Here is an 11,956-nt window from a genome sequence, read left to right as displayed (position 1 = left end):
CGCTATCGCAGGCAAGCCAGCTCCCACAGTGGATCTTCACAAGGCTTGAGTGCTGTGCGACGGTGGGCGATGCCTCGGATTTTTCCTGCAAGATTTTGGGCCAGGCATGAACTTGTCGCGTGCAGTCGGCGCGCCTAGTCTTCGTCCCGTCATCGCGAAAAACGGTGACACGGACGTGCAAGTCCGAAAAATCTGTTTAGGCGTACACGACGCCTACGTCTAAAGGCGTTCCTGACTGATCCATTAAGGAACCGCGCATCATGTCGAAGCCACTCTCATCCAATATCTTCACCATCAATCCCAATCAAGAAACCGAAGCCCTGCTGGTCAACGCCAGCGAAACCCTGTCGTCCCTCAACGCCATGACCTGCAACCTGGCCTTCGACCTGGACACCTCCCAGCGCGCAATCATGCTCGGGATCCAGCAAATGGCCGAGCTTGGGCAGTTGTTGGTGGATCGAGCGCTGGAACAGATTTCCCCCTCATCTGCGGCTTAAAGCTTGATCGTTCCCAAAAAGGGACCTATCGTTCCCTTTTTGGGACTGATTGGCCTCTGCCATGCACACCTTGTCGCTCAGCGCTGCACTTTTCACCGTTACCCAGCAAAAGGTGCTGGGCCTGCTTTTCGGCAAGCCCGATCAAAGCTTCTTCACCAATGAAATCGCCCGCTGGGCCCTGGTGGGCAAGGGCAGCCTTACTCGCGAACTGGAGCGCTTGCAGTTGGCGGGCATCCTGAGCATGACGCGCCAGGGCAACCAGACCCACTACCAAGCCAACCCCCAATGTCCGATCTACTCGGAGTTGCTGGCCATCGTGCGTAAAACGCTGAGCCTGGACGCGCCATTGCGCACTGCACTGGCACCCTTCGCCGAGCAACTGACGTGGGCCTTCATCTATGGCTCTATCGCCAAGGGCGAGGCGCACTCATCCAGTGACATAGATCTGATGCTGATTGGCGAAAGCCTCAACTACAGTGAGGTCATGGAGCAGCTCATGCCGCTGGAAGAGCGACTGGGCCGCACCATCAACCCAACGCTTTACACCCCTGAAGACTGGATCGGCAAATGGAATGCCGGGAACAGTTTTGTGCAGCGGGTCGTGCAGCAGGACAAGATCAATCTGATGGGGGGCAACCCCCTGGAGTCCACGGATGGACAGCAAGGCAAACCTGGAGAATCTGCAACGTAGTGGCGGCCTGAAAGCTGAACCGCCAGACCGTAAGGAATGCGATGGGTTGATGCGCTCAGCCCGGGATCGTCTGAAAGACGCGAGCACGCCACAGTTATCGTTTGCCAGTCGTTTTGACCTGGCTTACAACGCCGCCCACGCCATCGCCCTGACGGCCTTGCGCCTGCAAGGTTATCGTTCTGACAAACGTTATCTGGTCTTTCAGTGCCTGATCCACACCCTCGGTGCGAGCAAGGTGCAGGTGCGGTTATTGGCGCTGTGCCATGAGCGTCGGAACCTCGCGGAATATGAAGGTTACATGGACGAAGATGAAGCGCTGCTGGGCCAACTCATGGACGGCGCGACGGCGATGTCAAGTCGTGTGGATGACTTGCTTGCGGGTCATGAATGGACGTGAGCCGCTCACAACCCCTTGCACTCTCCCCCACAACGCTGGACCCTTGCCTCCTCAATCGCTAACGAGCATCGGAGGTCAATGGCGCATGTATCACGGTGAACGATTCAACGCCTGGAGCCACTTGCTCGGCGCGGTGGCAGCCTTTGCGGGGGCGGTGTGGATGTTGGTGGTGGCGAGCCTGGATGGCAGCCCGTGGAAGATTGTCAGCGTGGCGATCTATGGCGTCACGCTGCTGGTGCTGTACAGCGCGTCCACCGTGTACCACAGCGTGCGTGGGCGGCGGAAAGAGATCATGCAGAAGGTCGATCACTTTTCGATCTACCTGTTGATCGCCGGCAGTTACACGCCGTTTTGCCTGGTGACTTTGAGAGGCCCGTGGGGCTGGACGCTGTTCGGGATTGTGTGGGGGCTGGCGGTGATTGGCATCTTGCAGGAGATCAAGCCGCGTTCCGAGGCGCGCATCCTGTCGATCGTGATCTATGCGGTGATGGGCTGGATTGTGCTGGTGGCGGTCAAGCCGTTGATCGCCGCGCTGGGAGTGGCGGGGTTTACCTGGCTGGCGGCGGGTGGGGTGCTGTATACCGTCGGCATCATCTTTTTTGCGCTTGAGGATCGGCTGCGGCATTCCCATGGGATCTGGCACTTGTTTGTGATTGGCGGGAGTTTGCTGCACTTCGTGGCGATCATGCGGTATGTGCTCTGACGGCTGACAAAAATCCAAATGTGGGAGCTGGCTTGCCTGCGATAGCGGCCTGTCAGTTGATACATGTTCAGCTGACCCACCGCCATCGCAGGCAAGCCAGCTCCCACACTGGATCTTTGGTGTACTTATAAACGCTGCAGGAGTTCTTGGGCTCGCTGGCCAAATATTCCCAACAACTTCGCCAACATATGCGGCGGCGGCTCATCCGCGCGGGTCAGCGCATACAGCGTGATCGGCAGCGGCGGTGTCAGCGTGCGGATACAGGTAGTGGCGGTCGAGGCGCCGAGGGCGGTGAACGGGTCGATCACCGTGAGGCCGGCGCCGGATTCCACCATGGCGCGGGCCAGGGAATAGGTTTGCACCGAGATCGTGACCCGTGGCGGTGGATCGACGTTTTCCAGGTAGCTGTCGAGTTTGGCTGCCAGCGGATCGGCGCTGGACAGGCCGATCAATGCCGTACCTGCCAGGTCCGCCAAGGGCAGCGGCGCGCTCAGTTCGGCGTCGGTCCAATAGCCTTTGGACGCCAGCGCCACCAGCACGCCATTGGCCAGCACTTGCGTGGTCAACCCCGGATGCCCGGAGAAGTTGAGGGTCAGCGCCAGGTCGATCTCACGCATCAGCAGCTTCTGCACCAGCTCGCGGCTATGGTCGCTGGACAGCTCGCAGGCCATGTCCGGGTAATCACGTTTCCACTCCAGGATCGCCGGCGGCAGCAGTGACAGCGCCAGCGCGGGGATGGCGCCGATGCGCACGCTCTGGCCCGGTGCGCGGCGCAGGCTTTTGGCCAGGCGTCGCACGCCTTGCAGGCTCTCGGTGACTTTCTCGACTTCGCGCTCCAGCGCCAGCGCTTCCGGGGTGGGCTGCAATTTGCCGCGCACCCGCAGGAACAGCGGGAAACCCAGCTGCAACTCGGCGTGTTGCAACACCTTGGTCACCGCCGGTTGCGACACGTGCAGCAACTGCGCGGCGGCGCTGACGGAGCCGGTCTGGCGGATGGCCTGGAAGATTTCGATATGACGCAGGCGCATGGCAAGTCCATAACCTTTGTTTATAGGTGGCCCATCTTTATTCATTGTCGGTGGCCTGTCACCTGCCCCTAGTCTTGAGCCCTCTTAATTCAACGATGGGTGGCGGGGATGGGCAGGCAGGTTTGCATCATCGGCGGCGGGGTTATCGGCTTGGCGAGCGCCTATGCGCTGGTGCGCGCCGGCCATGAAGTGACGGTGATCGACGCCCGCGAGAGCCTGGGCAGCGAGACCAGCTTCGCCAACGGCGGGCAATTGTCCTACCGCTATGTCGCGCCGCTGGCCGATGCCGGCGTGCCGCTGCAAGCCATTGGTTGGTTGCTGCGCGGTGACTCGCCGCTGAAGCTGCGCCCGCGTCTCGACCCGCAGCAATGGCGCTGGATGGCTGCGTTTCTCGGCGCCTGCCGCGGCTCGGTCAACCAGCGCAATGCCGCGCACCTGCTGCGCCTGGCGTCGCTGAGCCAGACCACGTTGCAGCAATGGCGCGAGGATGATCGCCTGGACGGTTTCGACTGGCGGCGCAATGGCAAGCTGGTGACCTTTCGTAACGCCAATTCCTTTGAACATGCCCGCAGCAAGGTCGCCGATATCCTGCAACAACAAGTGCTGTCGGCCGCCGATTGTGAACGCCTGGAGCCGGCGTTGGCAGGTGGCGGTTTTGTTGGCGGGATCTACACGCCGAACGAAGAGGTGGCCGATTGTCATGCCTTCTGCCAGCGCTTGGCGGCGCGGCTGGAAGCGTCCGGGCGTTGCCGGTTTTTGCTGGGGCGCAAGGTCAGCGGGCTGCGTCACGCGGACGGCGTGGTGCAGGCCATCGAGTTGGGTGATGAGGTGATGCCGGTCGAGCAACTGGTGCTGGCCGCCGGTTATCGCAGCGCCGCGTTGGGCGTGTCGCTGCCGTTGTATCCGTTGAAGGGCTACAGCCTCAGCGTGCCGATTGGTGCGCAGCACCGGGCGCCGAAAGTGAGCATCACCGACTATGACCGCAAGATCGTCTACGCGCGCATCGGCGAGCAATTGCGGGTGGCGGCCATGGTGGATATCGTCGGTTTTGATGCCAGCCTCGAACCCAAGCGCCTGGCACTGATGAAACGCCAGGCCGTTGAGACTTTCCCTCTGGCCGGCGACTACGCCCATGCCGTGGAGTGGGCCGGCATGCGCCCGGCCACCCCCACCGGCGTGCCGCTGATTGGCGCCAGCCAGTACCGCAACCTGTGGCTGAACCTCGGCCACGGTGCGCTGGGTTTTACCCTGGCCTGCGGCAGTGGGCAACTGCTCGCCGAACTGATCGGCCAACACGTCCCTTCCATCGATATGCAGGGCCTGGCGCCCCGCGCCGCTTAAGGATGCAGCCATGACCATCAACCGAATCAGCAGCAACGAGCGACTGTCCGGCGCCGTCACCTTCAAGGACCTGGTATTCCTCTCGGGCCAGGTTCCGGGTGACGGCCTGGACGTGGCCACGCAAACCCGCGAAGTGTTGGCCAAGATCGACGCGCTGTTGGCCCAGGCGGGCAGCGACAAGGACCATCTGCTGAATGCGACGATTTACTTGAAAGACATCGGCAGTGGTTTTGCGCCGATGAACGAGGTGTGGAGCGCATGGTTGTCGCCCGGCATGGCGCCGACGCGCACCAACCTGCAAGCCGAACTGGCGCGCCCGAGCGTGCTGGTGGAAATCAGCGTGATCGCTGTACGTCACTAACTCAAAGACCAACGGAGAATAACAATGAAAAAGATCCTGTTGACCGGCTGCACCCTGGGGCTGTTGTTGGGCGCACAGGCCCAGGCGAATCAGGCACCGCTGGACGGCGCGCTGGCCAAGATCGCCAGCGCCCAGTCCATCACCCTGGGTTATCGTGATGCGTCGGTGCCGTTTTCCTACGTGGGCGATCACAGCGGTAAACCCATGGGGTATTCCGTGGAGTTGGCGAACAAGATTGTCGAGCGTGTCCAGCAGAAAACCGGGGTGGCCGACCTGAAGGTGAAGTACAACCTGGTGACCTCGCAAACCCGCATCCCGCTGGTGCAAAACGGCACGGTGGACCTGGAGTGCGGCTCCACCGGGGTGACCGCCGAGCGGCAGAAGCAGGTGGCGTTTTCCTACGGGTTTATTTATGTGAAGGGCCAGTTGCTGACCGGCAAGGACAGCGGCATCAAGGGTTTCGCCGACCTGGCGGGCAAGAACGTGGTCACCACGGCCGGCACCACCAACGAGCGGTTTCTCAAGAGCTACAACGCCGAGCACAAAGCCAATATGTTCGTGATCAGCGCCAAGGACCACGGCGAGGCGTTCAAGATGCTGGAAACGGGCCGCGCGGCCGCGTTCTACATGGATGACGCGTTGCTCTATGGCGAGCGCGCCAAGGCCAAGGACCCGCACAATTGGGTGGTGGTGGGCGAGGAGCAATCCCGGGAAATCTACAGCTGCATGGTGCGCAAGGATGACCCGCAGTTTCTCGCGGTGGTCAACGAGACGCTGGGGGATTTGTATCGGAGCGGGGAGATCAATGGGATTTACCAGCGCTGGTTTGAACAGCCGATTCCGCCCAAGGGCTTGAACCTGGAGTTCCCGATGACCAGTGAGTTGAAGGCGATTATTGCCAAGCCAGTGAGTGATCCGGTGGAGTAGTCGCCTGGCAATCCAATCAAAATGTGGGAGCTGGCTTGCCTGCGATAGCGGTGGTTCAGTCAGCACATCTTTTACTGACACACCGCTATCGCAGGCAAGCCAGCTCCCACAGTTTTAATTGGGTTTGCACAGGGGCGTTAGAAATCGCCCCAAAGTTGTTGAGCTACTGCCAGTGCAACGACGGGCGCAGTTTCAGTACGCAACACCCGCGGCCCAAGGCGCGCGGCGTGGTAACCGGCAGCTTGGGCAACCTCGACTTCGCCATCGGTCAACCCACCCTCGGGCCCGATCAAAAACGCCAGGCTTGCAGGCTTGGCATGGCTGACCATCGGCTCGGCCACCGGGTGCAGCACCAGCTTCAAATCCGCCTCGGTCTGCTTCAACCAATCCGCCAGCAGCAGCGGCGGGTGAATCACCGGCACCGTCGAACGCCCGCATTGCTCGCAGGCGCTGATCGCCACTTGGCGCCAGTGCAGCAGGCGTTTGTCGGCGCGTTCGTCCTTGAGGCGTACTTCACAGCGCTCGCTGAAAATCGGCGTGATCGCGTTGACGCCCAACTCGGTGGCTTTCTGAATCGCCCAATCCATCCGCTCGCCACGGGACAGGCCCTGGCCGAGGTGGATGTGCAGCGGGGATTCGGTCTGGCCGTCGAAGCGCTCGGTGAGTTGCACGGTGACGCGCTTTTTGCCGACTTCCAGCAGGCTGCCGAGGAACTCCTGGCCGGAGCCGTCGAACAGTTGCACGGCGTCGCCTTCGACCATGCGCAACACGCGGCTGATGTAGTGCGCCTGGGCTTCGGGCAACTCAACGTCACCGAGGAGGCTCAGCGGGGTGTCGGTGAAAAAACGGGACAGTCTCATTTCTGTTCTCTGAAGTGTGCAGGGCGGACGCGGAGCGTCCAAGGCTGCATTCCCACGCGGAGCGTGGGAACGATCAAGGGTGGGGAATCAGCCCGGGTCGCGGAAATCTGGGTGGAAGTCCTTCGGCACCGCAACACTCACGCTGCTGTTGGTGGCGATATCGATCCCTTCACTGGCCACCTCGGCGAGGAAGTCGATCTGCTCCGGCGTAATCACATACGGCGGCAGGAAGTACACCACGCTGCCCAGCGGCCGCAGCAGCGCGCCGCGTTCCAGGGCGTGTTCGAACACCTTCAGGCCACGGCGTTCCTGCCACGGGTAGGCGGTCTTGGTGGCTTTGTCCTGGACCATCTCGATGGCCAGCACCATGCCGGTCTGGCGCACTTCCGAGACGTGGGGGTGGTCCACCAGGTGCGCGGTGGCGCTGGCCATGCGCTGGGCCAGGGCCTTGTTGTTTTCGATGACGTTGTCTTCTTCGAAGATATCCAGCGTCGCCAACGCCGCCGCGCATGCCAGCGGGTTGCCGGTATAGCTGTGGGAATGCAGGAAGGCGCGCAGGGTCGGGTAGTCGTCGTAGAAGGCGTCGTACACGTCATCGGTGGTGACCACGGCCGCCAGCGGCAGGTAGCCGCCGGTCAGGGCCTTGGACAGGCACAGGAAGTCCGGGCGGATGCCGGCCTGTTCACAGGCGAACATGCTGCCGGTGCGGCCGAAGCCCACGGCGATTTCGTCGTGGATCAGGTGCACGCCGTAGCGGTCGCAGGCTTCGCGCAGCAGCTTGAGGTACACCGGGTGGTACATGCGCATGCCGCCCGCGCCCTGGATCAGCGGCTCGATGATCACCGCGGCGACGGTGGCGTGGTGCTCGGCCAGGGTCTGTTCCATCACCTGGGCCATCGTGCGCGAGTGGTCTTCCCAGCTCACGCCCTCGGGGCGCAGGTAGCAATCCGGGCTGGGCACCTTGATGGTGTCGAGCAGCAGCGCCTTGTAGGTTTCGGTAAACAGCGGCACGTCGCCCACCGACATCGCGGCGATGGTTTCGCCGTGGTAGCTGTTGGTCAGGGTGACGAAGCGCTTTTTGTTCGGCTGGCCACGGTTGAGCCAGTAGTGAAAGCTCATTTTCAGCGCGACTTCGATGCAGGACGAACCGTTATCGGCGTAGAAGCACCGGGTCAGGCCCTCGGGCGTCATCTTGACCAGGCGCTCGGACAGCTCGATCACTGGCTGGTGGCTGAAGCCGGCAAGGATCACATGCTCAAGCTGATCGACCTGATCCTTGATGCGCTGGTTGATGCGCGGGTTGGCATGGCCGAATACGTTGACCCACCAGGAACTGACGGCGTCGAGGTAGCGCTTGCCTTCGAAGTCTTCCAGCCACACGCCTTCGCCCCGTTTGATCGGGATCAGCGGCAGTTGCTGGTGGTCTTTCATCTGGGTGCAGGGATGCCACAGCACCGCGAGGTCGCGTTGCATCCACTGGTTGTTCAAGCCCATCGTTCATCTCCTCGAAGCCACAATCGCGCAAGCCTATGCAATGGGCGGCTGTGTCACAACCCATTACGGATGAATTGGCAGTAAACGCAGGACGGTCTGTCACGTTTCTTCGGGATAGTCCTTAATCCGAGGTTAATTTAGGCTTCATACCCTCAAGATCGCATTTCTCGATATTTCAAAGCGAAATTTTCCGCTTTAATTCGATAGGTAACGCGCTAGTCTTGGGCGCAGCTCTTACGGGATTAAGTACATGCAGTTACGCAATTCACCGGCCCGCTACGGCTGGGTCAGCATGGTTTTGCACTGGGGCGTCGCCCTGGTGGTGTTTGGCTTGTTCGCATTGGGTTTGTGGATGGTCGGCCTCGACTACTACAGCGCCTGGCGCAAAGACGCGCCGGACCTGCACAAGAGCATCGGTATCACACTGTTCGCCATCATGCTGGTGCGCATCGTCTGGCGCCTGGTCAGTCCGCCGCCGCCACCGCTGGCCAGCTACAGCCGCATGACCCGCCTGGGTGCCGCGTTTGGCCACGGGTTCCTGTATCTCGGGCTGTTTGCCGTGATGATCGCCGGTTACCTGATTTCCACCGCAGACGGTGTCGGTATCCCGGTGTTTGGCCTGTTTGAGATTCCTGCCTTGGTTTCCGGGCTACCGGACCAGGCAGATACCGCGGGCGTGGTGCACTTGTACCTCGCCTGGGTATTGGTGGTCTTCGCCGGGTTGCACGGCGCGGCTGCCCTGAAACACCACTTCATTGATCGTGATGTGACCCTGACGCGAATGCTGGGGCGCAAAGCCTGATGTTCAACCTCGACTCACAAGGAATAGAAAGCATGTTGAAAAAGACTCTCGCCGCTCTGGCACTTGGTTCTGCGCTGTTGTCCGCAGGTTCGGCGATGGCCGCTGACTACAAGATCGACAAGGAAGGCCAACACGCCTTCATCGATTGGAAAATCAGCCACCTGGGCTACAGCTTCATCCACGGTACTTTCAAGGACTGGGATGGTACGTTCAGCTGGGATGCCACCAAGCCTGAAGCCAGCAAGATCGCCGTCGATGTGAAAACCGCCAGCCTGTGGTCCAACCACGCTGAGCGTGACAAGCACATCGCCAGCAAAGACTTCCTGGACGTTGCCAAGTTCGCCGACGCCAAGTTCGTGTCTACCGCGGTTAAATCCACCGGCGACAAGACGGCCGACGTGACTGGCGACCTGACTTTCCACGGCGTGACCAAGCCTGTGACCTTCAAGGCTACCTTCAACGGTGAAGGCAAGGATCCATGGGGCGGCGAACGTGCTGGCTTCAACGCCAAGACCACCGTCAACCTGAACGACTTCGGCATCAAGGGCCCAGGTCCTTCTTCGCAGACCGTTGACCTGGACATCTCGCTGGAAGGTGTGAAGCAGAAGTAATTTCTGTTTTTACACGGAAAAACCGGATCCTGAGGATCCGGTTTTTTTATGCCTGGAATGCAATCAATGTGGAAGCTGGCTTGTGTGGGAGCTGGCTTGCCTGCGATAGCATCACCCAGGTGTTACTGACACACCGAGGTGCCCGCATCGCAGGCAAGCCAGCTCCCACAGAAGAGCCTATTCGTTTTTGTTGAGGCAAAAAAAATGCCCCGCCTTGTGAGAGGCGGGGCATTTTTATGAGGCGTTGAAACTCAGCGGTTGCGAGTCAGCAGCGCTGGTTTCTCACCACGAGGGCGGCCTGGCAGTTGATCCAACTGCTCAGGTGTCGGGAAGCGATCAGCCTTCGACTCCTTGTGGATGATCTTTGGTGCCGGGCCACCGCGCGGGTTCTGCACCGCTGGTTCGGACGAACGCGGCTGGTCGTCACGGGCCGGGCGGCGGTTGTTGCTGCGCGAATCTTCGCGACGGGCCTGGCCATCACGTGGTGCACCGCTGCGTGGGCCGCTGCGCTTGGCCGGTGGCGTACCGGTGGTGCCGCCGCTGCTGTTGCGCGGTGCGTTCTGGCGACCGCCCTGCGGTTGGCCGCTACGTGGCGCACCGGCGCCCGCGCCCTGTGCCGGAGCACCTGGACGACGGCCACGGCCCTGGGCCGGTTTGGCCTGGGGCACGTAGTCCACGCGGTTGCCGAAGTTGTCCACGTCGTCGTCGAGGAACTCGTCCGGGGCGCGGTCAGCGGCGGCGCGTGGTGGCTGTTGGCTCGGCTGGCGCTGTTCGCGGGCCGGGGTGCCTTCACGGGGCTTCTGTTCGCGGGCTGGGCGTTCGCCACGGCCATTGGTGGGCGCTTTGTCCTTGCCGCCCTTGTCCTTGCCCTTGTCGCGACGGCCACCGCCACCACCGCCGCCGTTCGGGCCATCGCCCTTCGGACCGCGTGGGTTGCGTGGGTTACGCACGTCCGGACGCTCGCGCACTTCTGGCTTTTCGGCCTCTACGGCGCTGGCATCGAAGCCCATCAGGTCGCCGTCGGCGATTTTCTGCTTGGTCATGCGTTCGATGCTTTTCAGCAGTTTTTCTTCGTCCGGCGCAACCAGCGAGATGGCCTCGCCCGAACGACCGGCACGGCCGGTACGGCCGATACGGTGCACGTAGTCTTCATCGACGTTTGGCAGCTCGAAGTTGACCACGTGTGGCAGTTGGTCGATATCCAGGCCGCGGGCGGCGATATCGGTGGCCACCAGGATGCGCACGCTGCCGGCCTTGAAGTCGGCCAGGGCTTTGGTGCGCGCGTTCTGGCTCTTGTTGCCGTGGATGGCGACGGCGGTGAGGCCGTGCTTGTCCAGGTACTCGGCCAGGCGGTTGGCGCCGTGCTTGGTACGGGTGAAGACCAGCACCTGTTCCCACGCGCCGGCGGTGATCAGGTGGGCCAGCAGCGCACGCTTGTGGCTGGCAGGCAGGCGGAACACGCGTTGCTCGATCCGCTCGACCGTGGTGTTCGGCGGCGTGACTTCGATGCGTTCCGGGTTGTGCAGCAGCTTGCCGGCCAGGGCGGTGATGTCGTTGGAGAACGTGGCCGAGAACAGCAGGTTCTGGCGTTTGGCCGGCAGGCGGGCGAGGACCTTTTTCACGTCATGGACAAAGCCCATGTCGAGCATGCGGTCGGCTTCGTCCAGCACGAGGATTTCCACGTGGGACAGGTCGACGCTGCCTTGGCCGCACAGGTCGAGCAAACGACCCGGGCAGGCAACCAGTACGTCTACGCCACGGGACATGGCCTGAACCTGTGGGTTCATGCCGACGCCGCCGAAGATGCAGGCACTGACGAACTTCAAGTCGCGGGCATACAGCTTGAAGCTGTCGTGCACCTGGGCGGCGAGTTCGCGGGTGGGGGTCAGGACCAGTACGCGCGGTTGGCGCGGGCCGTGACGCTGGGATTTGTCCGGGTGACCATTGGGAAACAACCGCTCCAGAATCGGGAGGGCGAAGCCGCCGGTTTTACCAGTACCTGTCTGAGCCGCAACCATCAGGTCGCGACCTTGCAACACGGCGGGAATGGCCCGCTGTTGCACCGGAGTAGGCTCGGTATAGCCCGCTGCCTCGATGGCGCGGACTAAAGCCTCGGAGAGACCGAGGGAAGCAAAGGACATGAGTAATCCTGTTTTAGTTAGGGCTTGGCCCAAAGGGATAATCTTGCCGGGCGTGAATGACGCTTAGGGGAGCGTTATCCCGTCCGGTCCTGCTGCGTCTGGC

Annotated in this window: 13 protein-coding genes; 9 read left to right on the top strand and 4 right to left on the bottom strand. The window is 61.7% G+C overall.

Features of this window, described 5'->3' with window-relative positions:
* Positions 1 to 260: 260 nt before the first annotated feature.
* From PSH87_RS26620 to PSH87_RS26605, 4 genes are all read left to right on the top strand, one after another.
* Positions 261 to 497: a DUF6124 family protein gene (locus PSH87_RS26620; protein ID WP_017736389.1), complete on the top strand. Its 237-nt coding sequence runs from the start codon at positions 261 to 263 to the stop codon at positions 495 to 497.
* A 61-nt stretch (positions 498 to 558) separates the two neighbouring features.
* Positions 559 to 1,188 (top strand): nucleotidyltransferase domain-containing protein, encoded by a 630-nt coding sequence (locus PSH87_RS26615; RefSeq protein WP_305431688.1) that lies wholly within the window; start codon positions 559 to 561, stop codon positions 1,186 to 1,188.
* The gene (locus PSH87_RS26610) at positions 1,151 to 1,585 is read left to right on the top strand and encodes a hypothetical protein (protein WP_017736387.1); all 435 of its coding nucleotides are present in this window, start codon (positions 1,151 to 1,153) and stop codon (positions 1,583 to 1,585) included. The genes PSH87_RS26615 and PSH87_RS26610 overlap by 38 nt, the downstream gene beginning before the upstream one ends.
* Before the next feature lie 85 nt (positions 1,586 to 1,670).
* Positions 1,671 to 2,288: a hemolysin III family protein gene (locus tag PSH87_RS26605; protein WP_017736386.1), complete on the top strand. Its 618-nt coding sequence runs from the start codon at positions 1,671 to 1,673 to the stop codon at positions 2,286 to 2,288.
* A gap of 125 nt (positions 2,289 to 2,413) precedes the next feature.
* On the opposite strand, the gene PSH87_RS26600 is transcribed toward PSH87_RS26605, so the two are convergent.
* Positions 2,414 to 3,316: a LysR family transcriptional regulator gene (locus tag PSH87_RS26600; RefSeq protein WP_305431687.1), complete on the bottom strand. Its 903-nt coding sequence runs from the start codon at positions 3,314 to 3,316 to the stop codon at positions 2,414 to 2,416.
* 108 nt (positions 3,317 to 3,424) lie between these two features.
* Between PSH87_RS26600 and PSH87_RS26595 the strand changes: the two genes are divergently transcribed.
* From PSH87_RS26595 to PSH87_RS26585, 3 genes are read left to right on the top strand one after another with little or no spacing between them, the layout of a single operon-like run.
* A complete protein-coding gene (locus PSH87_RS26595) occupies positions 3,425 to 4,657 on the top strand; it encodes a D-amino acid dehydrogenase (protein ID WP_305431686.1) in 1,233 nt (410 codons plus the stop codon).
* A 10-nt stretch (positions 4,658 to 4,667) separates the two neighbouring features.
* Positions 4,668 to 5,018, top strand: a complete 351-nt coding sequence (locus PSH87_RS26590) for a RidA family protein (protein ID WP_305431685.1) — start codon at positions 4,668 to 4,670, stop codon at positions 5,016 to 5,018.
* Positions 5,019 to 5,042: 24 nt separating this feature from the next.
* Positions 5,043 to 5,945, top strand: a complete 903-nt coding sequence (locus PSH87_RS26585) for a transporter substrate-binding domain-containing protein (RefSeq protein ID WP_017736382.1) — start codon at positions 5,043 to 5,045, stop codon at positions 5,943 to 5,945.
* 137 nt (positions 5,946 to 6,082) lie between these two features.
* On the opposite strand, the gene PSH87_RS26580 is transcribed toward PSH87_RS26585, so the two are convergent.
* Positions 6,083 to 6,805: a 16S rRNA (uracil(1498)-N(3))-methyltransferase gene (locus tag PSH87_RS26580; RefSeq protein WP_305431684.1), complete on the bottom strand. Its 723-nt coding sequence runs from the start codon at positions 6,803 to 6,805 to the stop codon at positions 6,083 to 6,085.
* Positions 6,806 to 6,892: 87 nt separating this feature from the next.
* Positions 6,893 to 8,299, bottom strand: coding sequence for an adenosylmethionine--8-amino-7-oxononanoate transaminase (locus tag PSH87_RS26575; protein ID WP_305431683.1), 1,407 nt, complete (start codon positions 8,297 to 8,299; stop codon positions 6,893 to 6,895).
* 250 nt (positions 8,300 to 8,549) lie between these two features.
* On the opposite strand from PSH87_RS26575, the gene PSH87_RS26570 reads away from it, so the two are divergent.
* A complete protein-coding gene (locus PSH87_RS26570) occupies positions 8,550 to 9,101 on the top strand; it encodes a cytochrome b (protein WP_017735709.1) in 552 nt (183 codons plus the stop codon).
* Positions 9,102 to 9,133: 32 nt separating this feature from the next.
* The gene (locus PSH87_RS26565) at positions 9,134 to 9,712 is read left to right on the top strand and encodes a YceI family protein (RefSeq protein ID WP_017735708.1); all 579 of its coding nucleotides are present in this window, start codon (positions 9,134 to 9,136) and stop codon (positions 9,710 to 9,712) included.
* A gap of 251 nt (positions 9,713 to 9,963) precedes the next feature.
* Here PSH87_RS26565 and PSH87_RS26560 read toward each other — a convergent pair whose 3' ends face one another.
* A complete protein-coding gene (locus tag PSH87_RS26560; protein WP_017735707.1) occupies positions 9,964 to 11,853 on the bottom strand; it encodes a DEAD/DEAH box helicase in 1,890 nt (629 codons plus the stop codon).
* Positions 11,854 to 11,956 lie beyond the last annotated feature (103 nt).

The sequence above is a fragment of the Pseudomonas sp. FP453 genome (assembly GCF_030687495.1).
GTDB lineage: Bacteria > Pseudomonadota > Gammaproteobacteria > Pseudomonadales > Pseudomonadaceae > Aquipseudomonas.
The sequence above is the reverse complement of the archived record's forward strand: the minus strand, read 5'-3'. Positions and strand labels throughout refer to the sequence as shown.